We start from the raw sequence: 25,370 nt of genomic DNA on the forward strand, positions 1-25,370 counted from the left end.
CTGTGGTGAAAATGTTAGCATCTAAAATGATTGAACGGCTGCCTGAACAGAAATTCGGCACCGTCTTTGAAAAAATAGCTCAAAAGACAAAAAACGGAGCAAACATCATGAATCTAGGTCAGGGGAACCCTGATCTACCAACTCCTCCCCATATCGTGAGTGCCCTACAGGAGTCAGCGGGTGTTTTGCCATTTCAACAATATGCCCCTTTTAGAGGCTTTGACTTTTTCAAACAAGCCATTGCAGATTTTTATAGATCGGAATTCGGTGCTGAGATTGATCCGCAGAAGGAAATTGCTCTTTTCACTGGCGGAAAAACGGGGCTGTATGTCATGAGTCAGTGTCTGCTTGATCCAGGAGATATCGCACTCGTTCCCGATCCAGGATACCCTGAATATCATTCAGGCATTTTGATGGCGGACGCCAAGCCATACAGTATCAAACTTGAAGAGAAAAATGGCTATTTACCAGATCTCTCCTCAATTGATCCTGACATAGTCAAAAAAGCAAAAGTACTGTTCTTGAATTATCCGAATAACCCCACGGGTGCTGTTGCAAATGAGGCATTCTTTGAAGAGGCTGCTGCCTTTGCGGCCACTCACGAGCTGTATGTTATTCATGATTTTGCCTATGGTTCATTTCATTATGAACAAACACCCGTGAGCTTCATGAATACTCCTCTCGGGAAAAGTGTAGGAGTGGAATTATATTCTCTATCAAAGACTTTTAATATGGCAGGATGGAGAGTCGCTTTTGCTGTTGGAAATGAGGAGATCATCCAAGCCATCAACACCTTCCAAGACCACGTGTTTGTCAGTATGTATGGCGGATTTCAACATGCAGCGACTGCTGCCTTGCAAAGTGATGACCGTCATATTCAATCATTAAGGGCGATATACCTTGAACGAATCAATTTCTTCATCCGGCAAGCGGCGAGAAAGCTTGGTTGGACAATCGAACGTCCACCCGGCGCCTTTTATTTATGGGCTCCGATTCCTGATGACTTTGAACATTCTCATGCCTTTGCTGACTATTTACTCGAACATGCCGATGTTGTCGTCACGCCTGGAGGAGTATTTGGAGCCAATGGAAGCCGTCATGTACGCATTTCCATGGTTGCCCCGATTGAGGAGCTTGCTCTCTTTATCGATCGCCTGTCCATCCTCCCCATTCGATTTCATCAAAAAACCCGCCAATAGCGGGTTTTTTTCAGTTTATATACTTTTCATCGTTCCACCGTCTACGGAGATTTGTTGACCTGTGATATAAGAAGCTTCCTCTGATGCCATAAAAGCTGCCAATGACGCCATCTCACTCGCTGAGCCCACTCTTTGCATTGGAATACCTGATGCGACAGCTTGTACAGCCTGCTCTCGTGACAATCCCTGATTCGTCATCATATTGCCGATAAATTGTTCATACCGATCGGTTGCAATAAAACCTGGATTTAAACAATTTACCGTAATACTAGACGACGCGAGCTGTGTCGCTGCATTTTTACTGGCATTAATAATCGCTGCATTCATCATACTATTCGTAAACATTTGTTCACCAGGTTCCTTCCACAGGTTCCCGACAATTTGAATGATCCGTCCATATTCATGTCTTTTCATCAATGCTGCTGCACGCTTCATTGTATCGACGTAAGCGATGGCTTTTTGGGAGAAAGCAGCCAGCATCTGGTCAGTTTCACATGAATCAAATGTATCTGGCTTTCCTCCTGGAATGTTATTGATCAGCACATCGAGTCTGCCAAACTCCTTTTCTATTTGTTCAAAGGCTTCCGACCTCACTGCTTCAAGCGACATATCTCCACAGAATAGAGACAGCGGTTCCTTTGTTTCTGTCATATCTTGAATGTGCTGTTTCGTCTGTTCAAGTGAGGCCATATTTCTAGAGTTGATGATCACCTTCATATCGCTCTGAGCGGCAAGTTTTATTGCGATTGCCTTTCCAATGCCTGTACTTGCCCCTGTTACAAATGCAATTCTTTTAGACAAACTCATCCACATCCCTTTTCATCAATATACATAAAATGACACATACAGAATGTATTTCAACAAAAAAAGACCTTTCTCCTGCGAAAGGCCTCTCTTCTCTATTTAAATGTCGTTTCCCAATTAAATCCGATCGCCTCATCATTCCACGCAATTCTCTTCTCATCTGGGTTTTTTGGGTCGTACGATTCTGTTGTAAAATACACAATCTGCAGCGGCGTCTCCCCTAATACGCGGTAGCCATGGGCAACTCCCTTTGGGATGAGGAGCAGCATCGGATTATCTTCCCCCATATAATACACATCGGTTTGACCCTTTGTCGGAGAATCCTCTCTCAAATCGTATAAAACGACCTGTGCATGACCTGCTGGGAAAAACCAAACATCGTCTTGTTTTTCATGATAATGAAAGGCTTTGATGACTCCTGGGAAACTTTTCGACCACGACGCCTGCCCAAAGCGCTTCAGCATCGGTTCGTCATCTCGAATAAGCTCTGCGAAAAAGCCGCGATCATCACAATGTTTCATGAGTTTTTTCGTTTGTACACCATCAATCATGCTGCTCGAATCTCCCTTCTTTCTGCAAGTATTCATGAAGTGAATCTTTCCAATGTCTTGGCTTCCAGCCTGTCGCTTCAATCGCTTGCAGATCTAAAACAGAGTAGGCGGGCCGAGGTGTTTGGAAACCATACTCTTCAGTGGAAATGGGTTCAATTATCGTAGACAGACCGCTTGCTGCCACAATTTCTGTCGCAAAGTCAAACCATGAACAGCTAGCTCGGTTACTGACATGATAAATACCTGCTTTCTGGTCAAACAAGTGAATCAAAGCTTCTGCGGCATCCTTTGTATAAGTAGGAGACCCTAACTGATCATTGACGATGCGCAAATGATCCTTCGTTTCAGCCAGTCGAAGAATGGTATTCACAAAATTATGTCCCTCATGTCCATAGAGCCACGATGTCCGAATGATCTTCACTTCATCTGACACAAGATGAATCAATTCTTCTCCAAGTTTTTTACTCTTTCCATAAATGGTTTGCGGATCTGCTTGTGCATCAACTTGGTAAGGGGTATCCGCTTGCCCATCAAATACATAATCTGTGCTGACATGTAACACATCTGCCCCTACGTTTTTAGCTTCAAGCGCTGTATAGTAGGCGCCAATCCCATTCACAAGATAGGCTTTTTCCGTTTCTGTTTCGCATTGATCGACAGACGTATAAGCAGCCGCACTGACAACAATATCCGGACGGAAATGTCTCATTGCATGTCTGACTGCCTGTTGATCTGCGATATTCAGCATACTCCTTGTTAAAGCAATGACGGTGATGTCTTTTTCTTTCAGCTGTTTCGTCAATTCTTTCCCTAATTGGCCGCCTGCACCGGTGATTAAAACTTTCATCGGTCACCCTTCTTCACTTTGATCATATTTGGCACGATACCAATCGATCGTTTTTTCGATACCTTTTTCGAATGAAGTTGCCTGCACCCAGCCGAGCTCTTCTTTTAGCTTACTGGCATCAATGGCATACCGCCTGTCATGCCCTTTCCGGTCTTGAATAAACGCGATTTGGTCATGAGAGATGCCTAGATGTGTGAGAATGGTTTTGGTTAAATCAAGGTTTGTTTTCTCGTTGCCGCCGCCAATATTGTACACCTGACCGGCTGTTCCGTTTTCTACTACTTGCTTTACGGCTCTCGCATGATCCTCTACATAGAGCCAATCGCGAATCTGCTGGCCGTCTCCGTAAATCGGAATCTTTTCACCATTGACCGCTTTTCTAATAATGGTTGGGATTAATTTTTCTTCATGCTGATAAGGTCCGTAGTTGTTGCTGCATCTTGTGATCATTGCGGGTAATTGGTGGGTGTGGATATAAGATTTCACAAGCAGGTCTGAACTTGCCTTGCTTGCTGAATAAGGATTATTCGGTGAGAGTGGTGTTTGTTCTGTGAAAGCAGGATCATCCGGCTCCAAATCTCCATATACTTCATCTGTGGAAATATGAATGAGTTTATTCGCCTTTCCCTTTAAGACAGCTTCAAGCATACGATAGGTACCAAGGACATTTGTTTGGATAAAGGGTTCTGCTGACTCAATACTGCGATCGACATGTGATTCTGCTGCGAAATGAATGATGGCATCATAGGCTTCATCAAATACTTGATCTAGTTCGTCTTGCAGCGTGATATCTCCTTGGACAAAACGGACATGAGGCAGCTTTGATAAATATTCCATCTCCTCTGGATGACTGGCATATGTTAATTTATCAAATACGGTCAGCCGGACATCGGATTCTTGAAGCAGCAGCTTCACAAAATTCAGTCCAATAAACCCTGCTCCACCTGTAATTAAATAAGACTTCGTCATTCGTATCCCTCTTTTTCCTTCATCGTTTCAAACATTTTTGTTGATGCTTCGTGGAGAGATTCATGAGTTCCTGCATCAATCCACCACCCTTTTAACATATCATAGGTCAGCTGGCTATTTGAGATGTAGAGATTATTCACATCAGTAATCTCTAGTTCACCTCGATCTGACGGCGAGATTTCCTCGATATATTGAAAGACGTCTTGATCATAAAAATAGATGCCCGTGACGCAGTAAGATGACGTCGGATGCTCTGGCTTTTCTTCAATTGATAAAATTCGGTGATGAGCAGGATCAATTTCTGCAATGCCAAACCGTTTTGGATCTGCCACCTCTTTCAATAAAACCTTGGCTCCGCTTTCTTGTTGCCTAAAGGCGTCGACAAAAGGGCGTAAAGAATCTTCAAATACATTATCACCAAGCATCAGCACAAATTTTTCCCCTTGAGCAAAGGACTTTGCATAGGATAAACCATCGGAAATACCAGACGCTTCTGGCTGTACTTGATACACAATGTTCATCCCAAGTTCACGATCATCTTCCAGTAACTTTTGAAACAACGGAATTTGTTCTTCCTGTGAAATCAGCATCACATCTACAATTCCTGCTTCTTTCAGTTTGAATAATGACCAATAAATCATCGGGTATGGACCAACCGGCAGCAAGTGTTTGTTGAAAATCTTCGTTAATGGTGCCAGCCGTGATCCCTTTCCTCCTGCTAAAATAACTCCCTTCACATCTACACATCCTTATGTTCTTTTTGGTGTGAATTCATGAGGTGTATAAGAATGTTTTTCACTCGTTCGATTCCTTTTCCATCAATGAGTGAACGTCCATTAAGATGAATGCTTCTGCGGAGAAAATAGCTGTCAGACAGTTTTTGAACAGCTTGCAACAGGTCTTTTTCTTCCACAAGGTCACCTAATCCAAGGTGAAAACAAGCGCCCTTTTGCGCAAACATGCTCGCTGTCACTGCTTGGTGGTCTACTTGCGATAGGACAATGCTGGGCACCCCGATACAAATTACCTCATATAACGTCATACCGCCTGCTACGATAGCCACATCAGCTTCTGATAAAAGAACCGGTAGTTGATCTGTATGTTGAATGAATTGGATATGTTCCGCCTCTACTTGCTCTTTGATGTGAGAGGCTTTTCCTGCGACCGCTAAAATGTCTAGGTGATTTGTTTGAAGAAGCGCCGATACAGCCTTTGATAACAGGCCGCACGGATCACTACCGCCAAGACTGATGACCACCTTTTTACATTCTTTCCGAACCTCATATGTGTCTTTGAATCGTTTAAACTCGTGATCTAACAATAAATAGGGCGTTCCATGATAATAAGCCGTGCCATTAAGCTGCTCGTGCTTCCCGTCCAGACCGCCATAAATGCCGTTTATGACCGTGTCTGCAAGCTGACAGGCTTCCTCTCTTTTTTCCTCAAATAAGACAAGCCTCGCACTGCCACAGGAGTCTTTGATCGTTTGAAGAAACTGAAGATCACAATCAAGCACATCTATGACTAAAAGGTCAGGCTTTAGCTTTTTGATGTCTTGTTGGACCTGGAGAAGCGCATTCGACTCATGCACCATGTGAACGTACCACTCTGGGTGCGAAAGCATTTCTACACAAATCTGATCATTTGTATAGAAATATAGGTCGTTCCCTTCTTGAAGCAGTTCTTTTGCCAAACGTTTCATTCTGACGACATGACCCATTCCTCTTAAAAAACCACCATAAACAACAATCATGATTTTTTTGTTCATTCAGCATCCTTCTGTCTCACAGATTGATTCAAACGAACAATGTCTGGATGTTGTTCACAGATGGAAATGAGCTCAGCTGTCGGCACAGCAATAGAACCACCAGCTTTCTCTAGTAAACGGGTAGCAAACACATAATCTTCTTCTGTATCAATCGTGAATCGATAAGCAGGATATGCAAGTTCTTTGGGCGGTGTGAATAATTGAAGGGAAAATTGCTCGGGATGCTTTCTGATATACAGCGTGACATGCTCACGTTCTGAATAAGTGAGGGGAAATTTGTCGATTTCACATAAAATAGATGCTTCAATCATTTCCCCGGAAATACCGAGTGGTGTTCCGTTCGTATATGTGTAATCAGCCTTTTCCTGTCTATGTTTTTCAAGCATTTTCGACAAAAGCGAAGGATCTATAAATGGATTGTCTCCCGTTAAACGTACAACCGTTTTAGGTTCAAATTGGCGGACAATCTGTGCAAACCGCTCAAGCACATCTGCCTCACTGCCTCGAAACACCTTATAACCCTTTGACATACAATATTGAGCCAAATAGTCATCCTCTGGCTCGACCGTTGTGGCAATCATAAGGTTTTGCATGTTGTGATGGTAATCATCTGATTGCTTCACCCGCTCCACAATCAAATCAATCAGCGCCATGCCGCCGATCGGTTTCATCACTTTTTTGGGCAGTCTTGTTGACCCCATCCTAGCCTGAATGACAAAAAGCACATCATGCATCATCATGAGACTCCTGCGTGAGTACGTCTTTCCACGAAACACCTGTATGAGCTGGGATGTCTCTCACAGCCTTTGTGCCAAGTAAAATCGGCATATATCGCGGATGCAATCCCTGATTCTTTTGTCCAGGGCGCAGCACGGCTACATTTTCTGACGTGAGGGTCTCACCCTTTGCAATGCCTTTTGTCGTAAAAATTCCTCGATACGCAAATTCTCGAATCTGCCCTTCAATGGCTGTTGTCGTTTTATAAGAACTGCCAAGAAGCTCCTCTGGTAATGAATGAACGTCTATTTCTGCTTGATTCCGCTGCTTTTCTGCCGCTCGAATGTGCTGAACCATTTCCTTTAATTCTTCAGGATTAAGAGCAAATGAATGATCCGCTCCGGGTAATGTTTTATCTATTGTAAAATGTTTTTCAATCATTGCTGTCCCGAGCTTCACAGCGGCTACTGGCGCTTCCGTCGGGTGTTCACTATGATCTGAGAAGCCAATGACTGCTTCAGGGAAAGCAGATTTTAAGGTTTGAATCACCCGCAGGTTCGTATATGCTCTAGGCGCTGGATACTTTGCCACACAATGCATGATAGCGACTTGCTTATTTTGCTGGCTCGTAATCGTTTCGTATGCTTCATGAACATCTGCAATGGTGGCCCCAGCTGTTGAAAAAATGATCGGCTTTTGAAAAGAAGCCGTATGACGCAAAAGAGGCAAATGGTTGATTTCATAGGATGCCAGTTTAAAAGCAGGCGGATTCGTTTGATTCAATAAATCAGCAGATTCTTCGTCACACACGGTGCTTAAAAACATCAGTCCTTTTTCCTTACAACGTGTCAATAAGACAGGCAGCCATTCAGGCGGCAGCTCCATTTGTTCCACTAAAGAAAAAATAGACACTTCTTCTCCTTTGGCCGTTTCGTATAACCCCGGTTCCTTTTGATACATCCGATCCGCTTGAAACATTTGAAACTTCACCGCATCAGCCCCTGCTTCTTTTGCCACATCAATTAAAGCAAGTGCCTGATCCAGCTTTCCATCATGGTTAATGCCTGCCTCTGCAATGATAAAGACAGGCGCATCATCTCCCACTTTGCGATCTCCGATATAGAAATGCGCCATCTTACCTCTCTCCTTTTTTCGGCCACACATGGTAATACAAAAAGGCATTTGTTGTCCTAAACCCCATCTTTTCGTACAGCTGGATGGCTGTCGTATTATGAAGCTGTGTCCCCGCAGAAATGAAGTGATGCCCTCTGTCATGAGACACTTTCATCATCTCAATAAACAGCTTTTTTCCGATCCCTTTTCCTTGAACATCCGGTCTAATCGCAAAAAGCTCAAGCCCCATCTCATGCCCCTTTGTCATACCTTGAATCAAGCCAACCACTTCATCATTTACCTTGGCAACGAGGTTGATATCTGCGCGTCCGAGTAGGTTGTTTCTCATCCACTCCTGATAAAAATGCTGAACAACACGCTGGTCTAAATATGGATCAAGGGCATAACGACTTTTCACAAAAGCCTGATCACCTAGTAAGACCGCCTCATCGTAATCCTTTTCATCTGGCACACCCATCACCACATCTTGATCTGATGATGGCATCTCCATGAGAGCAGGCGGTGCCTCAAGCCTAGTGAGACCACCGACATAATACACATGGGATAGTTTTTGAACAATGCGGTTTTTTTCAAGATCAGCCGCCTCAAGCCGTAAAAAGAAAAAATCACATTTTTCTGTTCTCATCCAATTGATGAATCTCTCCATCAATTCTTTAAAGAGCAGCGCTGATTCAGCTTCCACAAACTTCACATGAAAAATATGCTTGTCAAAAATGCCGCTCTCCCATTTGGACCATTCGTATAGCAGCACTGCTTTGAGCTTAGCACCGCTGACAAGAGCAAACTGCTTGAATCCTGCCATGCGTTCCGCTTCATGACCATATGTTTTCAGCCAAGTTGCCAGCACCTGATCGTCTATTGCATGAACGACTTTCATGAAGAGGCCTTCTTGTCTTTTAAAATTGACACGACTGCGGTGATGACATCCTGCACATCTTCATCTGTCATACTTGGATAGAGCGGGAGCGAAAGCGTTCGTTTGTAATAAGTGAGTGCCTCAGGGAAATCCTCTGGTAAATGGTTGTAGGTCTCTTGATAATATGGATGCAAGTGAACGGGAATAAAATGAACACTCGTGCCGATTTTATATTCCTTTTGCAGCTGATCAATCATGTCATCGCGTGTGATCAGTGCTTCTTTTGGATCAACTTGTAGCACATATAAATGCCACGCATGTCTTCCCTCATCATGTACAGGCGGTAAGATGAGACCAGCTTCATGTTGAAATGCCTGATTGTATGTCTTCGCAATCTGTTCTCTGCGTGTCTGCATCTCCTTCAACCGGCTTAGCTGAACGAGCCCTAACGATGCTTGCACGTCAAACATGTTCATTTTATAGCCCGGTTCCTCGACCTCGTAATACCATGTTCCCTTTTCTCCATAACGATTCCACGCTCCCTTACTCATCCCGTGAAGCGCCAGCCTTCTGATTCTAGCTGCAAGTGCATCATCGTTTGTCGTGAGCATGCCGCCTTCACCAGTCGCTATGTTTTTCGTTGCATAGAAGCTAAAAGCGGTCGCATCACCAATTGATCCAATCGGTTGATCATGATAGGTCGTATAAAGGGCATGAGCGGCATCCTCCAGCACGAACAAATTATACTTTTTGGCAATCGTTAAAATTCGGTCCATATCACACGATTGACCAGCAAAATGTACAGGGACAACCGCTTTCGTATGTGGTGTAATGGCCGCTTCTAATTTTTTCGCATCTAGATTGAGTGTCGCCGGATCAATATCGACGAAAATAGGGGCTGCCCCCGTATGGATGATCGTATTGGCTGTTGCGCAGAACGTCAGAGGCGTTGTGATGACCTCATCACCAGCTCCAATGCCTCTCGCCTTTAACGCTAAAAATAGAGCAGCTGTACATGAATTGACTGCTATTGCGTGCTTCGCTCCAGTCAGCTGCCTAAACTCTTCTTCAAACTGTCTCACTTTTGGTCCGGTGGACAACCAGCCGGACTTTAATGTTCCAATGACTTCATCAATTTCTTCCTGTTCAATAAAAGGCAGTGCATAAGGAAGAAATTGTGCTCTCTTTTGTCCCATATCGCTTGCACACCCCTATCTTCATCTCTGAAAATCCACGCCTGTTTTTGTTTTGAGCAGAGAAAGCAGAACATCGGTCGATTGTGCATGCGGATAATGTTCTTGAATGAAACGAGCCCCTTGCTGTTTCGCCAGCTTCATTTCTTGTTCATCCGATAAAATACGGATCGCTTTCTCGGCCAGCTCAATAGGGTTTTCCATGTGGCAGCTGCCAAGCGACTCGTAATAAGGGTATCTTCTGCCTTCTGTCATTTTTCCAATCAGTACACTCTTTTTAAAGAGCATTGCTTCCAGACCAACTGTTGATGTGAGCGTAATGACCATATACATATACGGCAGGAGGTCATACAAGTCGATCTCTTTTTTAATTAATCTCACATGGTTCCCCGCACGCTCAATCGCTGTATAGTCATTTAAACGATTTCGAGCGATTTCCCACGGATGCGGCTTCATAATCAGCTGAATATCTTTCCGTTTTGCAATTGTTTTAAGAACATCACCGTAAAAGGCTTCTGAAAACGGCTGTGTCGCCACGAGCACAGTCTTTTTGGCAGGATTGAAGTTCAATTTACGAAAGACCATTTCCTGTTGAAGCGGTGTTCGCTCCTGCACCAAATCAAATCTCGGGTGACCTGTGATCTCCACCTGCTCAGGCTGACAGCCTTTATCTACATACCAGTCCTTTTCATATTTTCCAAACACCCCGTGGCAGGTGGTGAAAATCGGCAAAAAGGCTTCGTCTCCCATGAGCGCACCGTGCTGAAGACAAATACTTGTGAGATGGCGTTTCACAGTTTGCAAGGCGAGCACACGGCTGTAGGCGTCCTCCGTCGTACCAACAACGACAGCTGTGATCGGCTGCATCTCAAATAGCGTTTCTATTTGGTCAATCACATCAATAAATTGCACAATGTCCTTCCGAAGCTTTTCTCTAAAAAAGACATTGCCAAAGACAGGATGCTGGGCGTAAGGTTTCAATAGAGCATTTGCTTTTTCAATATATTCAACATGGGCTTCTTTATTAACCTCTCCGGCTAATTCAGGCTTACTGATCACTGGTAATCCGAAATAATCAGCCTTCTTCCAGCGCGCGAGCACCACTGTTTGGTTCGGATGGAACCGCGTGTAATTTTGTTCAGTAAAACGTAAGTGTTCAAAGTGAAGAAGCACCTTTCCATGACTCGGACGATAAGGGGTACGCTTGATCTGCTGTTTATGCTGATCAAAAAAGGGCTGAATGTCTTGCGGCTTTGGACAAGTCGTTGACAGCTCTTCACCAAACGCCTCATCTTCCATACGTTCTCTCACTTCTGGGCTGATGTATTGATAAAAATTACTGATTAACCCAAGGGGTATATGGCGATAGGATAAGTCTTTCATCAGATTCACATACTCAAAGTACACTTGCCAATAATGATGAATATAATGCGACACTTAAGGTCACCTCCCATGTCTCTGTTTTAATATATGGCGGAGCTCCCTGCAGGTAGACTGCGGAGGAAGTGCTTGAATAAAATCGCTTTTCTCATCTTCTGCCAACTGATAATGAATAGACTGTTCTGTGATGTAGTTTGTATCCAATACCTCATCAAAAGGGTAGAACGGATAAAAGTGATTTAATCTAAAAAAGAACCGGGCATCCCCTATTCGATAAAAATGCGGACTCTCGTCCCAGTAGGATCCAAATTCAGCACGAATCTTTGTTAAAATGGATGCACGATGTACAACCGAGCAGTGATCAATGGCACAAGGTGCATTCCACTGCACCGTTTGCGCAGGTCGAATCGTTTCCTTTACTGGCTCTTTTTCGCTATTTAAATAGATAACTTTTGAACTAGAATAGACAATTTCTTCATTCGGACGAGCATCTAAATATTTCGTGAGCTTCTCTAAACGGTCTGGTGCATAGACATTGTCATCTGTGGCATAGGAAATATACTCGCCCTTTGCCTGTTCTAATGCTTGATTAATGAGTACGGCATAGCGTGTTTTCGCCGTTCTTTCCTCCAGCGTTTTCACCCCGCTTTGGATAAAATGGACGCGTGGATCTTTACGGAAAGGCTCAATAGCAGCAAGGGTTTGTTCGTTTGATCCATCATCCATGATAAAAAGTTCAAGGTCTGACAAGGTCTGCTGCAGCACCGCTTCAATTGATCTGCCAACGTAGGCCGCTTTGTTGTAGCTCGTCATAATGACCGTTACTTTCGTCAATTTTTCCACCTCGGTCTCTTTTAAACTATGGTTATCATATGTGTCTCCTCTTAAAGAGACTGTAGAGTGACCTATTTTTTATAAAATTGGATTTTTTTCATGATCTATCTTTGAAAAACGTAAAAATTTTGGTAATATAAGTAATCATTTATGTGTATTAAAGGAGTAAAGAACATTGGAGTATATGAAGAGTGATCTCTCCCAAGAAGAGGAAGCAAAAGGTTTTTTTCGATTCTTTAAAATTTTTGTCGCGACAAAAACGATTATTCGCTCATATGAACATACCTCTATTCCCATGTGGCTGATGATACTCCTTGCAAGTATCGCTGGTACAAGCTGGATGTACGAAGGGTATTTTAGTGAGTATATGGGCAATCATATTCCATATCCTTTTATTCTGTTACACGGAGCAGGTTTTGGTATTTTAGTAGGCAATTTTCTTCTATTTTTCGGTTCTTTCATTTTACAGTGGTTAGGACGACTGTTTTTTGGCAGTAAAGCGCCGTATCGAGATGTGCTCAAAGCTTGCACACTGACGGTCATTTTCCCTTCCACCTTATTTGCTCTTACTTGGATTTTTACTGTGGGGTTGCTTGGTCCGTATACATTTGTGAAAATCTCACCCTATTTAGACCAGCACTATGAAGTATGGTATTATCTCAGCGTTTTACCACTGGTTGATGCGTATACCAAAGCATGGATATTTGGGATGGCTGTTTTAGGCCTTGTTGCTGTGATGAAGCTGAGAATATGGCAGGCCTTTATCATTGCCATCACACCGATCGCCTTATTTTTTCTCATCATGACCCTTCTCTATGACGTGCAGCGGGCTATGAATTGGTTGATGTAAACAGGCATTCCTTAAATTGTTGGAAACCTTTGCAGTCTAGGCAGTACGAATACGGGGTTTGTCTGAATACTGAGGAACTGCACAAAGCAGTTCCTCAGATTGTTGACAAAGGGCTAAAATGAACTTTATTTTAGCCCTTTGTCTTCTTTTCAGCGTGATAGAAAACCTTTGCAGTCTAGGAAGGACGAGCATCGGCGCGGAGCGAATTTGACATTCGTGAGCACCGAAGCGCAGGACTGACACCGAATGCGAGGGTTTGTCTACACGCTGAGGAACTGCACAAAGCAGTTCCTTTTTTTCGTTCAATGTACATATTCTCTCTTCCTGTCTCATAGTGTGAAAGAGAAAAAGAATGCTATGGAAACAACAGGCGCTTTTCCGCCTTCTGTTTAGAACACCATGAGGAAAGAGGAGGAACGTTATGAAATTGAAAAATCAATTTGGGCAAGGTTCGGGTTTCGAAGGTCAAGATTTTCGCCAGCAACAATATGGAGCAAATCCGTATCCTGCGCAGCAGATGGGTTATTCAGTCCCTCCCCAAACGCAGGGTCAAATGCAAGGTCAAATGCAGCAGGGGTATTCGCCAATGCCGTCTACTGGTACTTCACAAGGAGGCCAAGGTGGGCAAAGTGGCGGGCAGCCCTATCAAATTCCTTCTGGACCGATTTATCAGCAGAACGTCACCGGTCAGCTGCCGCTTGAGCAGTCCTATATTGAAAATATTTTACGATTAAACCGCGGCAAAGTAGCCACGATCTATATGACGTTTGAGGCAAGTAAAGAATGGAACTCTAAGATTTTTAGAGGAGTCATTGAGGCCGCAGGACGTGATCACATTATCATTAGTGATAACAAAACGGGGACACGATACTTATTGTTAACAATCTACCTTGATTACATTACGTTTGATGGGGAAATTCAATATGACTATCCATACTCGATGTCTACGTATTCTCCGAGATAACCTCAAGGTCATATCAGCAGCAAGGTGCAGACGCCCTTGCTTTTTTCTTTTGTCTAGGTTTTTGACACACCTTCGGGGGAAGGCTCATAAGATGCCTAGTAGTTTTTATTAAACGCCTAGAGGTGACATCAATGACTGTTGAGCTGGATTATACATCGCCGAATGTCAAATATTCATTTGATTTGAATCAAAGCCCCCTTGTGAAATATGACCAACACAACCTGATTAATGTTTTAGGAAAAAAACAATTAAATTCGCTCGATCAAGTATCTCTGCTGGATATATATTTGAGTAAAAGCAAAGTAGTAGAGCCTCATTATCATCAAAATGCTGCCGAGCTTGTTTATTGTATCGCCGGCTCTGCTGCTGTATCCATGCTGAACCCTTTTACAAAAAAGCTGTCCACCTACACCATTACCCCCGGGCAGGTAGCCAATGTGCCACAAGGCTGGTGGCATTACGAAGTCGCCTTACAGGACAAAACCCATTTGTTAGCCATTTTTAACGCATCGACGCCAGAAGTCATCTTAGGTTCAGACCTTCTAACCCTCACGCCTTCACACATCATGGCACATACTTATTGCATGAACGAAACGCAGTGGAAGCAGGCGACGCAGCCTGTGAAACCTGGTGTATTTATCGGGCCTTTCTGCCACCGGGAGGAAGAGACACAAACGCACCCTGTCCCGCCTTCTCACTATGTACCTTATTATCAAGCACCTCCGAACTATTCTCCTTATTGGAGTTAAGAAAAAAACCGATGCCCCTATGAGGGCATCGGTTTTCCTAGCTTATAAATTTTTTGCTGCTGCAATCACTAGCATGATCCAAGAAGCGATAAATGCCACTCCGCCAATTGGCGTAATAGCACCTAAAATCTTCACCTGAGTCAAGGCAAGCACATAAAGGCTTCCTGAGAAAAATAGAATGCCTGCCAGCATCACCCAGCCAGCGGTCGGCACTAGGGAAACACCTGACAGCTTATCTGCCAGAAAGGCGACAATAAACAGGCCAATGGCATGGAACATCTGATATTGAACCCCTTTATTCCATATCTCAATATACTTTTCAGGAATTTTCCCTTCCAGTCCATGTGCACCGAAGGCTCCAAGACCAACCGCAAGCATGGCGTTAATGGCACCTAATATGAAAAATAGTTTCATTCGTCATTCTCCTTATCTCATCAATTATGTTTATCATAGCGCGGGTCTTATCCAACATTCAACTTTCCTATGATGCTGACACGAGATTGTCGGATTTCTTCTTCTTTCGCAGCAGCACTTGATCGACCACAATCGCAATCAGTGTGCCAAGCACAAGACCATTGCTCAATAAAGAAATCAGCACAGGATGCATGCCTTTCAATGCCCCTTGTGGCACAAACATTGCGCCCACGCCTGCTAAAACAGCGATACCAAGCACAAATCGAATGCGCGGGATGTCTTCTTTTTCATACTGATCGAATTCAGACATAGCAATCCCAATCATAGAAGAGAACACCACAAAGTTCACAGCCAGCCCCACAGGAGAAGGCAATGCAGAGAAAAAGCTCATCAATAATGGAAATAAACTAATGAGGACAATGAGCAGACTGCCAAGGAAAAATGGCTTTCTCGATGGAATTTTGGTTGTTTGTATAAAACCCGCTGCCCCTGAAATAGGAACAGGCGCAATCGCTCCAATCAGTCCGCTTAGCAAATGACCAAATGCGGCGACAAAACCAGCCGGTCTGGCTCGTTTCCGCTCACGCAGTTCACCGAATGCCTTCACGGAACTTTCCACAATTCGAATACTTGCCAGCATATTCACAATGAGTAAGATCGTAATAAAAAAGGACGTGACAAGCAGTCCACTGTCAAAGACCGGCATGCCAAACGGAAACAGTTTTGGAAACTCAATGATCTGCTCAGGAATGCGAACAGGCTTCGCTAGTCCGAGTAAAGCAAATAACAGCCAGCCGCCTGCAAGTGCGAATAACACAGAAAACTGTCTTAAATAATGCCATTTTGAGCGGCTGATCATGAAGGTGATGACAATAATCAAGATCGATAGACAAAAGACAAGCCCATCTACCTGATTTCCCCGATAGCCGATCCCCATCAGCCCTTTCATGATTGGCTGACTTAACTGCACAACAAGCAGCAGCAAATAAATACCTGTGACAACCGGCGTAAATAAAGACGCAAGCCAATTAATGATTTTAAAAAGACTAAAAATAAAAAAGAACGCAGCACTAAAAATTAACGCCCCTTGTAACGCTTGCAAGGTTTCAGGATATGTAGCAAAAATCGTCCCTGTCATGCCTGCATAAAGGGTATATACCCCCCACCACAGCCCTGCTGGACTTTCATTGATCGGCAGCATATGACCGCATAAACACTGCACCATCGCCACAAGTCCAAGTGAAAAGAATGTACTCTGAATCAGTTCCGCCGACTGCACTTGATTTAATTCAAATGCTTGTGCAATCGCAATCGGCACAGCAATAGAAGCTGCGATAAAAAATGCCATCCACTGAATGGCGCCCAAAAATAGTTTCAACCCGATCACCTTCCCTTTGTCGTGACAAGACCATTAAAAATCAAAAATAGAGTCACCGTTGCCATCTTTCTCTTGTTGACCCTCTTCTTTATGCTGAAATTTCTTTGCACCGCTAGTGCCCATCAATTTCTCTAGCATGGCTTGATCCGTAGACACAGCCGGTGCAGATGGTGTCTGTATAGATGGAGGTGGTGAAATGACCGAAGACTGCGGCATTTGCACCTGTGATGACGTGTCGAGAATGACATCACATAGTGAAGAGATGACCGCCGCTTGGCGTTTCACCTCTTCATCATTTCCACTTTGTTTTGCTTTTTGAATGGCTTCCTCCATTTTTTGAAGCAGACTTGATATATGAATATTCAAGGGTAGACCCTCCAATCTAAAAAATTCGTTTTCCAACATTATTTTACCAAATGAACAAACCGAATGGGCTCATTTTTTCAAAGCTGTGTGCTTCTGTTCATCTGATTTGACCCTTACCCAAGATTCACACATAATAAAAAAGAAACAATATCGTCTTTGAAAGGACTGAAAGATGAACAAACTCACTGAACTCATTCACAAACAAAAAAACGTGCAAACACCAGCGGTTCAAGATCGAATCCGTCTTCTTAACGATTTAAAAAAAGCCATTAAACATCATGAAAAGGACATCTTACAAGCCTTAGCCCATGATTTACATAAATCCGAACAGGAAGCCTATACAACAGAAATTGGCATGGTATATGAAGAGATCAATCATACCGTCAAACATCTTCACAAATGGGCCAAACCATCTCGCGCGAAAACACCTCTGACCCATATCGGATCAAAAAGTATGATCATTAAGGAACCGTACGGAAGTGTTCTAATTATTGCCCCTTGGAACTATCCTTTCCAATTGGCCCTTTCGCCATTAGTTGGAGCCATTTCTGCGGGAAATGCCGTTACTTTAAAACCGTCAGAATTAACGCCGCACGTCTCAAACGTGATTGGCACGATTGTGGAAAGCGTGTTTCAAGAAGATCTTGCAGCGGTCGTTGAAGGCGGTGTGGATGTCAGCACAGAGCTTCTGAAACTGCCTTTTGATTATATTTTCTTTACTGGGAGTGTAGCCGTCGGCAAAGTCGTCATGGAAGCGGCCGCAAAACATCTCACACCTGTCACACTTGAGCTCGGCGGAAAAAGTCCATGCATTGTCATGCCTGATGCAGACATCAAACTCGCTGCAAAACGAATCACCTTTGGTAAATTCACGAATGCTGGTCAAACATGTATTGCACCAGACTATTTACTTGTTCATGAATCGATCAAAGAGGACCTATTACGTGAAATGACGACCTGTATCCGTGACTTTTACGGGGACCAGCCTGAAACAAATCCGCATTTCGGAAAAAATGTCAGCCAGCGTCATTTTGATCGACTTTCACAATTTCTCTCTAATGGCACGATGGTGACAGGTGGACAGCGCAATGAACAAGAGCTCAAAATCGCACCGACCATTCTAGATCACATTACATGGGAAGACCCTGTGATGCAGGAGGAAATTTTCGGACCTATTTTGCCGGTCATCACATTTGGTTCTCTTCAAGAGGCAGCTGACATGATTAAGGCAAGACCGAAGCCGCTCGCTCTTTACTTATTTACAACAAATAAAGAAACAGAAGCCTATATTCTAGACAACCTCTCATTTGGCGGGGGCTGCATTAATGATACACTGATGCATGTCGCCACTCCATACTTACCATTTGGAGGCGTTGGTGAAAGCGGTATCGGACGATATCATGGAAAAGAAAGCTTTTTCACCTTTACACATGAAAAAAGCGTCCTGCGGCAAACCAATCGCTTTGATTTTTCTTTCCGCTATCCAAATGCGAAAAACGGACTCGACATTGTCCGTAAATTTTTAAAATAAACAGGACGAAGGGATTTTCCCTCGTCCTATTTTGATTCGATGTCCTTGATACACCAGTTGATTTCATCGATCCCCATTTGCTTTAAATAGGCGTTTACTTTTGAGAACGGACGACTGCCAAAAAAGCCGTTTCTTGCGGAAAAAGGACTTGGATGAGGTGACTCAATGATGTAATGCTTGCTTTGATCAATGCGTTCTTTTTTATTTTGCGCATGTCTGCCCCAAAGCACAAAAACGACTGGCTGATCTCGGTCATTCAGGACGTCGATGACGCGGTCTGTCACAAGTTCCCAGCCTTTGCCTTTATGCGAGTTCGCTTCCCCTTTTCTTACAGTGAGCACGGTGTTTAACAGCAAGACACCCTGCTCTGCCCAGCTGACAAGCGAGCCATGGTTAGGGACCGGACAGCCGAGGTCATCCTTTAGCTCCTGAAAAATATTTCTCAAAGATGGAGGATGTTTGACACCAGGCTGAACAGAAAAGCTTAATCCGTGTGCCTGTCCTGGGCCATGATAAGGGTCTTGTCCCAAAATCACGACCTTCACATCTTCATACGACGTCAAATGGAGGGCACGATAAATGTCATCTGGCTTTGGAAACACGATCTGCGTACGATATTCTTCCTTTACCCACTCACGTAATTCCTGATAATATGGCTGTTCAAATTCACTTTTCATCACAGCCCACCAGCTATCATTTAAAAATGGCTTCATTTCGGTTGTCCTCCTTCTGTCTGCTGTGCCAATCTTGAGATCATCGGTTTTCCATCCCATACAATCTCACTCTCTGATTCTCGTTTTTTCATCGCTGGTTCTTCTAATAGGACAGCAAAGTTCGCTGTCGGCAAATCACCGAGCCCATGCTTTTCACTCAGATCATCTAAATAGTTCTTCCTTGTTTCACCAAGATCACTCGACTGATTGCCCCCACCATCAAAGAACGCATAGATCACACTGGCAGCTGGCACTCGTTTGGCTCGTGCATGCTGCGTAACACGCAGGAAAAAGTCCCAGTCCCAGTAGTGATGCATCGCTGGATCAAAATAGCCGATCTCATCATGTATGCGGCGTTTGTACATACTGCCAGAAGGAACGTATGTAGAAAAAACACGCATGTCCTCAATGTCCGCTGTATAAGCAAACAAACGTCTTGATACTGGAAAACGAGTCGCACCTCGTTCTTCAAACGAAACAATTTCCGCATCCGAAAAGACAAAATCAGCGTCTTCCAGCGCCTTGCTCATACGTTCAATATGACAAGGTGTAAAATAATCATCGTCATCACTCAGCATAATGACGTCACCTGTCAGCTCCCGCACCCCAACATTTCTTGCGTTCACATGCTGGACATTCTCATCTAAATGAATCAAGCGGATTGGCAGCTCTGGATAGAGTTCCTGAATCACGTCCACTCGCTCTCCTGCATCATTTACGACCACAATTTCAAAAGGCTGTACGCTTTGTCTCGAGATGGATTCAAGCAGTTCACACAATGCGCTCAGCCGGTTATGTGTCACAATTAATAAAGAAATCTTCATATCGGCCTAACTCCTTTAATAGATTCGTCTTTTTCATTAAAACATAAATCGGCTTTCTTCTCATGATATAAAAGGCGGTTTGATTGATCGAGAAAATGGGAATTTTTGATGAAAAGGAGTGATCACGATGGAATTTTTCACAGTTGAGAATAGTAAAGAAGCCAAACAGACGATCGAACAGATACAATCAGCAAAGGACGATGTGTTTGTGTTTGCGTATGACCCCGAACGCTCTGATACCGTTACTGAGTACACGGAAGCAAAGAGCATGACAGCTGTCGATCAAGGGATTTTAGATCAGATCGCCAATGTCATTCGCACCAGGGATGATGAACTGATGGCCAAAATCATGTCGACCGGCGCCGATCAAGAATTAGCCTTAACGCTTTTAGAGGAGCTGAAAAAAGGGAAATTGGTGATTTGTAAAAGATAAAGAATGAGGCGTTCCATGAAGAGTGGAACGCTTTTTTATGCCGTTTCATTGTGATAAATGGAAAAGCTGATTATAATAAGGGGTAGAACAGTAACTGTTACACATCACATTGGAGGTTCAGCAACTATGTCTATGAATAAAGCACTCACCATCGCAGGTTCGGATTCAAGCGGCGGTGCAGGTATCCAAGCAGATTTAAAAACGTTTCAAGAAAAAAACGTCTACGGGATGACAGCTTTAACCGTTGTCGTTGCAATGGATCCTCATAACAACTGGGATCATCAAGTGTTTCCAATCGATACATCAACCATCCGCGCGCAGCTCTCGACGATCGTGGAAGGCATCGGTGTAGATGCGTTAAAAACAGGTATGCTACCAACAGTTGACGTCATTGAACTCGCAGCTGAAACGATCAAAACATATGAGCTGAAAAATGTCGTCATTGATCCTGTTATGGTATGTAAAGGTGCGAACGAAGTCCTTTACCCAGAGCACGCTGAAGCATTGCGCGAAAAGCTTACACCACTAGCAACAGTTATCACACCTAACCTTTTCGAAGCAGGTCAATTAAGCGGCATTGGCGAGATCAAAACGATGGAACAAATGGAAGAAGCCGCAAAACGCATCCATGAACTTGGTGCAAAGTATGTGGTCATCACTGGCGGCGGTAAGCTAAGCCCTGATAAAGCGATTGACTTGCTTTATGATGGACAAACCTTCGAACGCCTTGAAACAGATAAGATCGACACAGAATACACACACGGCGCAGGCTGCACATTCTCAGCCGCAGTCACAGCTGAACTAGCAAACGGCTCAGACGTGAAAGAAGCCATTTATGCAGCAAAAGAATTCATCACAGCTGCCATTAAAGACTCTTTCCAACTAAACGAATACATCGGACCAACGAAACATTCCGCACATCGTTTGGACAAATAAGTTGAAAACTCAAAGGATACAGAAGCAACGCAATAAACCATATGTATAAATAAATTTCAAAGTAATTTATAAAACTTACAGAGCGTATTGATGTGTAAACTAGTCATTCCTTTAATATTGCACAATTCATCAACAGTTGAACTCCCTTTTTATATTTGTTGCATTCTATATGTAATAAGTCAATTTTGGGGGTTCAACTTATATCAGTATTACAAGCCTTCCGCTCAGTCATTATAAGAGTTCTTCCACTTAGATATTTCCTGAATTCTCCTATTTTTATAAACTCCGAATGTTCCATTCATTTGATTTAATCAATCTTAATTCGTTTTGATACTATCTTTTCCAAAGATACCTTTCCACATCTTCCGTGGAACATAGAGTTCACATAAAGTTGCAACACGACAATTTTTGGTACTCTTTAAGTCGAACTTTTCCTGATTTCATCTCGTAGCAGTTATTAATATTAGGCGAGAAATCATCATCACGACAAATATTCTTATTTCAACCCGCAAAATAAACACAATTTTAATACTCAAATAAATATTAAACCAAGGTCAAGAAAAATAAGAAAAATTGTCGCCATTATGAATACATATGATGTTTTTCTATCTTCATTCCAAAAATAAAAAATTAAAATAAAAGATACTATTGTAGTGATTAAAGCCCAAATTATCATTTAGTCAACTCTCCTCTATATTTGTAATGCTGTTTATAAATAGTTCTCTACGCTTTTTTCAATTTCCAGGATTTATTATATTATGGTATGAACCATTCATAACATTTTAGTCAAATAAGACTGAAAGGGGACATTAAAATTGCTTAACAATATAGGACAGACTATGCGATCAATTAGAAAGAACAAAGGATATACTCAGCATTATGTTTCTAGTGGTTTGCTATCACAAAGTGCTTATTCAAAGTTTGAACTACATCGAATCGACATACTTGCGTCATCTTTTATGGCTTTACTGGAAAAAGTAGACGTTTCTTTAGATGAGTTTCACTATATTATGAACGATTTTCAATATACTCGAAGGCAAAAGTTTATTAACGATTTTTTTCGTACGACTTTCAATCATCCGAACAAATTAAGACAATTGATAACAGAATCTGAAAGGTTGCTATCAGATTCGGAGGACCAATTGGTCAGTGATATTCAATGTATTTGTACAGCTTTAATAGTGCTTCATGAAACGGGTAGTATTGAACAAGCATGCAATCACGTAGATACTGTTTGGGAACGTCTTTCTAAGCATGAAAATTGGTACCTGATTGATATTAGACTGATAAACTCTATACTTTTTATATTTCCTATAGAAACCGCTATACATATAGCAAAGAATGCATTGAAAAGACTTAATATATATAAGAATTTTCAAGATACTTATAAAATTGAAATTAATATTCGAGTTAATTTTTCGCTTCTTTTAATAAAATACAATAAATTTAAGTCGGCATTAGTTGTATTAGAAGAAGCAATCCCTCTCTGTAAAAGACATGGTGCATACAGGGAGATGGCAATCTGCTATGGTCGTAAAGGGATATGTCTAAAAAACTTAAACATGGATTCACCTGAAGAGTATACTGAAAAAGCTGTAACAGTCCTTAGTATACTAGAGGAAAAAAAACTAGAAGAAATGTTATATACGGAGATCAAAAACTATTATTAAAGCCATAAAAATAAATTCCACAATTCCATAAGATACAAAATACAATAATTGATCTCACTTTACTGGATTGAAAGTGGGTTCAAGAAATACATAAAAGAATTTCAAAAAATAATCCTAAGACAGACCTTAGGATTATTTTTACTATCTACTCATATATTAAATAAAATATGGATATCAGTTCTCTGTTTTGAAAAAAATGGTTATCCTTCCGCATTGTAATGTTTCTTGCACTTTTATAACTCATATACATTAAATATTCTATCTACAAATTTCTATTATCTTCATACATTAAGATTTAGAATAAAACTGACATAGATAATCTTTAAATAAAAAAAGCATACCCGCTCCCAGGTACACTCTTTCACCATAATTTTTCACCTACTTTTGCTGATCAGATTCTTTCGCCATTTTTCGAATAAAGGCTTCAATGGATTCAACAAATAAGGCATATTCTTTCATTTGTTTATACGTATCTGACAGCTTCTCTTTTAATTCTTCCTGCTCTAGAGAAGGTTCACCGAGAATAGATTGGACTTGAATTAGCAATTCTTTATATTCTTCACGTTTATCTTCAACATGATCTGCCATTGTCTCCAAGCGTTTTCTAGTCGTCGGCTGCTGTTTTGAATTCAAGTAAACAACCCCTTTTTGTCCTACCGCATTTGGATAAACGTCAGCCTCAGCTGTATATATTTTAAAATGATACCATAATTGAACCTGTTATCATATATGTAAAACGTCATCAAACCGCTTTAGGCCAACCTTGTATATACATGATATAGGCTTTAAGATACAGGCTGATCTCCTAGAAAAAGCAGATCAATGATCTGCTTCTTTTTGCAAATGCCATGTCTTCAATTTAAGCTTCGTTTCATTTCTACCACTGATGGAGATTGATTTATTTCCCGGGGAAGGAAAGTAACGTGCAGTAAATACTTCCCGGCCTCCGTTGACAAAAATCTCAATCGATGATGCATCAATAAAGATATGCAGATCCTGTAATTCCTCAATTTCTACTTCACGAACTTCCTTTGTTCGATCTTCAAATCGATCTCGCTCTAACGTTAGTTTGCCTTCATCTTTATCATAAATGATACGAGCAGCAGCACGGATACAGCATTCAAATCCTTTTTGAGTTTCAATTTGATCAATGAATACCTCTGCGCTCGTCAAATCTTCAACAGGAATGGAGTGAACAGATCGTTTAACGTGAAAAACATGCTCCTGCTCATTTGTCCGCATAGATCGAAGTTCACTTACCGGCTTTTGAATAAGACGTCCCTCATCATCTAAACGAAGCTCTCTCGGAATCGTCAAACAATGGATCCATTGATAAGAGATGGTTGGATGATGCTCTTCCCCTTGATCTGGTACACCCATCCATCCCATTAAAATGCGTCTGCCCGATTCATCTTGGAAAGTCTGCTGTGCATAAAAGTCAAAGCCACGATCCAGCTCCTCAAACGCTCCATGCGTATATTGGTAGGTACGATCATCGAATGTACCAACAAAATAACCAGATTGATGTGTATTGTTGTATTTGAATCCATCAGGCTTCAGCCCCTGTGGTGACACGATCAATACATCCTGACCGTCTAATTCAAACAGATCTGGACATTCCCACATGTATCCGAAATGATCTAATCCATTCTTTCCACTGCCTGCAATAATGCCTTGAAACGTCCAATTGTCTAATGTATCAGATGTGAATAAGACAAGATGTCCTTTGAGATCTTCACTTTGTGCTCCAAGGACCATGTACCACTTTCCATTCCGCTTCCACACCTTCGGGTCACGAAAATGTGCAGTGAATCCCGCTGGCAAAGTCGCCACGACACCTTTTTTCTCAAAATGAACCCCATCCTCTGACACAGCTAAACATTGATATGTCTCACGATTCCCTTGCTCGTCACGGACATTTCCGGTATACATCACGTACATACGACCATCGTCAATGACTGCACTGCCAGAATAACAGCCATTTTGATCAAACCAATCACTTGGCGTGAGGGCAGCCTCTTCATGCTGCCAATTCACTAGATCGGTTGATGTGTAGTGACCCCAGAATTTTGCCCCATGTCCTGTTTTAAATGGCTGCCATTGATAAAACACATGGTAGACTCCCTTCCACTGAATCAATCCATTCGGGTCATTTAAAAGACCGACTGGCGGCATTAAATGGAAGTTCTGACGGTACACATCTTTTTTCACCAAATGCTCATAGTTTCGAATACGATCTGTTACCTTTTGACGAAGTGCTGCGTCCGTTGTTGTCATCACTGTGACCACT

At 42.4% G+C, this 25,370-nt stretch carries 27 protein-coding genes; 8 read left to right on the forward strand and 19 right to left on the reverse strand.

Translation table 11 applies throughout. From position 1 onward, the window contains the following. Positions 1-5 precede the first annotated feature (5 nt). A complete protein-coding gene (locus NSQ11_RS17635) occupies positions 6-1,199 on the forward strand; it encodes an aminotransferase class I/II-fold pyridoxal phosphate-dependent enzyme (protein WP_335348577.1) in 1,194 nt (397 codons plus the stop codon). A 15-nt stretch (positions 1,200-1,214) separates the two neighbouring features. Here NSQ11_RS17635 and NSQ11_RS17640 read toward each other — a convergent pair whose 3' ends face one another. The 12 genes from NSQ11_RS17640 to NSQ11_RS17695 all read right to left on the reverse strand — a co-directional run bounded on the left by NSQ11_RS17640 (position 1,215) and on the right by NSQ11_RS17695 (position 12,252). Continuing rightward, positions 1,215-2,006: an SDR family oxidoreductase gene (locus tag NSQ11_RS17640; RefSeq protein WP_017368261.1), complete on the reverse strand. Its 792-nt coding sequence runs from the start codon at positions 2,004-2,006 to the stop codon at positions 1,215-1,217. Between the two features lie 92 nt (positions 2,007-2,098). After that, positions 2,099-2,554: a dTDP-4-dehydrorhamnose 3,5-epimerase family protein gene (locus tag NSQ11_RS17645; protein ID WP_008343612.1), complete on the reverse strand. Its 456-nt coding sequence runs from the start codon at positions 2,552-2,554 to the stop codon at positions 2,099-2,101. Further along, entirely contained in the window at positions 2,547-3,401 is an 855-nt protein-coding gene (rfbD, locus tag NSQ11_RS17650; RefSeq protein ID WP_342501184.1) for a dTDP-4-dehydrorhamnose reductase, read from the reverse strand. The genes NSQ11_RS17645 and rfbD overlap by 8 nt, the downstream gene beginning before the upstream one ends. A 3-nt stretch (positions 3,402-3,404) precedes the next feature. Next, a complete protein-coding gene (gene rfbB, locus NSQ11_RS17655) occupies positions 3,405-4,370 on the reverse strand; it encodes a dTDP-glucose 4,6-dehydratase (RefSeq protein WP_098680519.1) in 966 nt (321 codons plus the stop codon). Then, complete coding sequence (locus tag NSQ11_RS17660; protein ID WP_017360113.1) at positions 4,367-5,107, reverse strand: sugar phosphate nucleotidyltransferase; 741 nt, start codon at positions 5,105-5,107, stop codon at positions 4,367-4,369. Before NSQ11_RS17660 ends, rfbB begins: the two co-directional genes overlap by 4 nt. Positions 5,108-5,109: 2 nt before the next feature. Next, on the reverse strand, positions 5,110-6,138 hold the full coding sequence (locus NSQ11_RS17665) for a glycosyltransferase (RefSeq protein ID WP_035389861.1): 1,029 nt from the start codon (positions 6,136-6,138) through the stop codon (positions 5,110-5,112). Next, entirely contained in the window at positions 6,135-6,875 is a 741-nt protein-coding gene (locus NSQ11_RS17670; protein WP_017360114.1) for a glycosyltransferase family protein, read from the reverse strand. The genes NSQ11_RS17665 and NSQ11_RS17670 overlap by 4 nt, the downstream gene beginning before the upstream one ends. Next, positions 6,865-7,989 (reverse strand): N-acetylneuraminate synthase family protein, encoded by a 1,125-nt coding sequence (locus NSQ11_RS17675; RefSeq protein ID WP_212046922.1) that lies wholly within the window; start codon positions 7,987-7,989, stop codon positions 6,865-6,867. The genes NSQ11_RS17670 and NSQ11_RS17675 overlap by 11 nt, the downstream gene beginning before the upstream one ends. A 1-nt stretch (position 7,990) precedes the next feature. Then, positions 7,991-8,866, reverse strand: coding sequence for a GNAT family N-acetyltransferase (locus NSQ11_RS17680; protein WP_212046921.1), 876 nt, complete (start codon positions 8,864-8,866; stop codon positions 7,991-7,993). Continuing rightward, a complete protein-coding gene (locus NSQ11_RS17685; RefSeq protein WP_212046920.1) occupies positions 8,863-10,041 on the reverse strand; it encodes a DegT/DnrJ/EryC1/StrS family aminotransferase in 1,179 nt (392 codons plus the stop codon). Before NSQ11_RS17685 ends, NSQ11_RS17680 begins: the two co-directional genes overlap by 4 nt. A gap of 21 nt (positions 10,042-10,062) precedes the next feature. Beyond that, positions 10,063-11,475: a CDP-glycerol glycerophosphotransferase family protein gene (locus tag NSQ11_RS17690; protein WP_342501185.1), complete on the reverse strand. Its 1,413-nt coding sequence runs from the start codon at positions 11,473-11,475 to the stop codon at positions 10,063-10,065. 6 nt (positions 11,476-11,481) lie between these two features. After that, on the reverse strand, positions 11,482-12,252 hold the full coding sequence (locus NSQ11_RS17695) for a glycosyltransferase family 2 protein (protein WP_035702641.1): 771 nt from the start codon (positions 12,250-12,252) through the stop codon (positions 11,482-11,484). A gap of 175 nt (positions 12,253-12,427) precedes the next feature. Here NSQ11_RS17695 and NSQ11_RS17700 point away from each other — a divergent pair, with 175 nt between their 5' ends. From NSQ11_RS17700 to NSQ11_RS17710, 3 genes are all read left to right on the forward strand, one after another. Continuing rightward, entirely contained in the window at positions 12,428-13,102 is a 675-nt protein-coding gene (locus NSQ11_RS17700; protein WP_017360120.1) for a YIP1 family protein, read from the forward strand. A gap of 421 nt (positions 13,103-13,523) precedes the next feature. Next, a complete protein-coding gene (gerQ, locus tag NSQ11_RS17705) occupies positions 13,524-14,066 on the forward strand; it encodes a spore coat protein GerQ (protein WP_007497781.1) in 543 nt (180 codons plus the stop codon). A gap of 131 nt (positions 14,067-14,197) precedes the next feature. Continuing rightward, positions 14,198-14,815, forward strand: coding sequence for a cupin domain-containing protein (locus tag NSQ11_RS17710; RefSeq protein ID WP_019743221.1), 618 nt, complete (start codon positions 14,198-14,200; stop codon positions 14,813-14,815). Positions 14,816-14,857: 42 nt separating this feature from the next. Here NSQ11_RS17710 and NSQ11_RS17715 read toward each other — a convergent pair whose 3' ends face one another. From NSQ11_RS17715 to NSQ11_RS17725, 3 genes are all read right to left on the reverse strand, one after another. Next, complete coding sequence (locus NSQ11_RS17715) at positions 14,858-15,229, reverse strand: DUF423 domain-containing protein (RefSeq protein ID WP_003215282.1); 372 nt, start codon at positions 15,227-15,229, stop codon at positions 14,858-14,860. Positions 15,230-15,296: 67 nt separating this feature from the next. Beyond that, positions 15,297-16,607 (reverse strand): purine/pyrimidine permease, encoded by a 1,311-nt coding sequence (locus NSQ11_RS17720; RefSeq protein ID WP_007497786.1) that lies wholly within the window; start codon positions 16,605-16,607, stop codon positions 15,297-15,299. Between the two features lie 33 nt (positions 16,608-16,640). After that, the gene (locus NSQ11_RS17725) at positions 16,641-16,973 is read right to left on the reverse strand and encodes a YwdI family protein (RefSeq protein WP_008343634.1); all 333 of its coding nucleotides are present in this window, start codon (positions 16,971-16,973) and stop codon (positions 16,641-16,643) included. A 172-nt stretch (positions 16,974-17,145) separates the two neighbouring features. Here NSQ11_RS17725 and NSQ11_RS17730 point away from each other — a divergent pair, with 172 nt between their 5' ends. Continuing rightward, on the forward strand, positions 17,146-18,504 hold the full coding sequence (locus NSQ11_RS17730) for an aldehyde dehydrogenase (RefSeq protein ID WP_046344727.1): 1,359 nt from the start codon (positions 17,146-17,148) through the stop codon (positions 18,502-18,504). A 26-nt stretch (positions 18,505-18,530) separates the two neighbouring features. Here the strand turns inward: NSQ11_RS17730 and NSQ11_RS17735 are convergent, their stop codons facing one another. Together NSQ11_RS17735 and NSQ11_RS17740 are read right to left on the reverse strand one after the other, a co-directional pair. Next, the gene (locus tag NSQ11_RS17735) at positions 18,531-19,217 is read right to left on the reverse strand and encodes a uracil-DNA glycosylase (RefSeq protein WP_113746874.1); all 687 of its coding nucleotides are present in this window, start codon (positions 19,215-19,217) and stop codon (positions 18,531-18,533) included. Beyond that, positions 19,214-20,041: a glycosyltransferase family 2 protein gene (locus NSQ11_RS17740; protein ID WP_008343643.1), complete on the reverse strand. Its 828-nt coding sequence runs from the start codon at positions 20,039-20,041 to the stop codon at positions 19,214-19,216. Before NSQ11_RS17740 ends, NSQ11_RS17735 begins: the two co-directional genes overlap by 4 nt. A 127-nt stretch (positions 20,042-20,168) precedes the next feature. On the opposite strand from NSQ11_RS17740, the gene NSQ11_RS17745 reads away from it, so the two are divergent. From NSQ11_RS17745 to NSQ11_RS17755, 3 genes are all read left to right on the forward strand, one after another. Then, positions 20,169-20,474, forward strand: a complete 306-nt coding sequence (locus NSQ11_RS17745) for a general stress protein (protein WP_017368274.1) — start codon at positions 20,169-20,171, stop codon at positions 20,472-20,474. A 126-nt stretch (positions 20,475-20,600) separates the two neighbouring features. Then, entirely contained in the window at positions 20,601-21,410 is an 810-nt protein-coding gene (locus NSQ11_RS17750) for a bifunctional hydroxymethylpyrimidine kinase/phosphomethylpyrimidine kinase (protein ID WP_335358163.1), read from the forward strand. An 815-nt stretch (positions 21,411-22,225) separates the two neighbouring features. Continuing rightward, positions 22,226-23,080 (forward strand): Rgg/GadR/MutR family transcriptional regulator, encoded by an 855-nt coding sequence (locus NSQ11_RS17755; protein WP_056704120.1) that lies wholly within the window; start codon positions 22,226-22,228, stop codon positions 23,078-23,080. A 378-nt stretch (positions 23,081-23,458) separates the two neighbouring features. On the opposite strand, the gene NSQ11_RS17760 is transcribed toward NSQ11_RS17755, so the two are convergent. Beyond that, positions 23,459-23,713, reverse strand: coding sequence for a hypothetical protein (locus NSQ11_RS17760; RefSeq protein WP_008359596.1), 255 nt, complete (start codon positions 23,711-23,713; stop codon positions 23,459-23,461). Between the two features lie 186 nt (positions 23,714-23,899). After that, positions 23,900-25,357, reverse strand: coding sequence for a sucrose-6-phosphate hydrolase (locus NSQ11_RS17765; protein WP_039963030.1), 1,458 nt, complete (start codon positions 25,355-25,357; stop codon positions 23,900-23,902). Between the last annotated feature and the right edge of the window lie 13 nt (positions 25,358-25,370).

This window comes from Bacillus sp. FSL W7-1582, from assembly GCF_038593325.1.
Classification (GTDB): Bacteria; Bacillota; Bacilli; order Bacillales; family Bacillaceae; genus Bacillus; species Bacillus altitudinis.

What these genes read in the sequence shown, in the direction of transcription:
- NSQ11_RS17730 (WP_046344727.1), top strand. Translation starts at nt 17,146, where the DNA reads ATGAACAAACTCACTGAACTCATTCACAAACAAAAAAACGTGCAAACA.
- NSQ11_RS17675 (WP_212046922.1), bottom strand. Translation starts at nt 7,989, where the DNA reads ATGGCGCATTTCTATATCGGAGATCGCAAAGTGGGAGATGATGCGCCT.
- NSQ11_RS17665 (WP_035389861.1), bottom strand. Translation starts at nt 6,138, where the DNA reads ATGAACAAAAAAATCATGATTGTTGTTTATGGTGGTTTTTTAAGAGGA.
- NSQ11_RS17745 (WP_017368274.1), top strand. Translation starts at nt 20,169, where the DNA reads ATGGAATTTTTCACAGTTGAGAATAGTAAAGAAGCCAAACAGACGATC.
- NSQ11_RS17685 (WP_212046920.1), bottom strand. Translation starts at nt 10,041, where the DNA reads ATGGGACAAAAGAGAGCACAATTTCTTCCTTATGCACTGCCTTTTATT.
- rfbD (WP_342501184.1), bottom strand. Translation starts at nt 3,401, where the DNA reads ATGAAAGTTTTAATCACCGGTGCAGGCGGCCAATTAGGGAAAGAATTG.
- rfbB (WP_098680519.1), bottom strand. Translation starts at nt 4,370, where the DNA reads ATGACGAAGTCTTATTTAATTACAGGTGGAGCAGGGTTTATTGGACTG.
- NSQ11_RS17715 (WP_003215282.1), bottom strand. Translation starts at nt 15,229, where the DNA reads ATGAAACTATTTTTCATATTAGGTGCCATTAACGCCATGCTTGCGGTT.
- NSQ11_RS17750 (WP_335358163.1), top strand. Translation starts at nt 20,601, where the DNA reads ATGTCTATGAATAAAGCACTCACCATCGCAGGTTCGGATTCAAGCGGC.
- NSQ11_RS17710 (WP_019743221.1), top strand. Translation starts at nt 14,198, where the DNA reads ATGACTGTTGAGCTGGATTATACATCGCCGAATGTCAAATATTCATTT.
- NSQ11_RS17640 (WP_017368261.1), bottom strand. Translation starts at nt 2,006, where the DNA reads ATGAGTTTGTCTAAAAGAATTGCATTTGTAACAGGGGCAAGTACAGGC.
- NSQ11_RS17740 (WP_008343643.1), bottom strand. Translation starts at nt 20,041, where the DNA reads ATGAAGATTTCTTTATTAATTGTGACACATAACCGGCTGAGCGCATTG.
- NSQ11_RS17680 (WP_212046921.1), bottom strand. Translation starts at nt 8,866, where the DNA reads ATGAAAGTCGTTCATGCAATAGACGATCAGGTGCTGGCAACTTGGCTG.
- NSQ11_RS17735 (WP_113746874.1), bottom strand. Translation starts at nt 19,217, where the DNA reads ATGAAGCCATTTTTAAATGATAGCTGGTGGGCTGTGATGAAAAGTGAA.
- NSQ11_RS17765 (WP_039963030.1), bottom strand. Translation starts at nt 25,357, where the DNA reads ATGACAACAACGGACGCAGCACTTCGTCAAAAGGTAACAGATCGTATT.
- gerQ (WP_007497781.1), top strand. Translation starts at nt 13,524, where the DNA reads ATGAAATTGAAAAATCAATTTGGGCAAGGTTCGGGTTTCGAAGGTCAA.
- NSQ11_RS17670 (WP_017360114.1), bottom strand. Translation starts at nt 6,875, where the DNA reads ATGATGCATGATGTGCTTTTTGTCATTCAGGCTAGGATGGGGTCAACA.
- NSQ11_RS17645 (WP_008343612.1), bottom strand. Translation starts at nt 2,554, where the DNA reads ATGATTGATGGTGTACAAACGAAAAAACTCATGAAACATTGTGATGAT.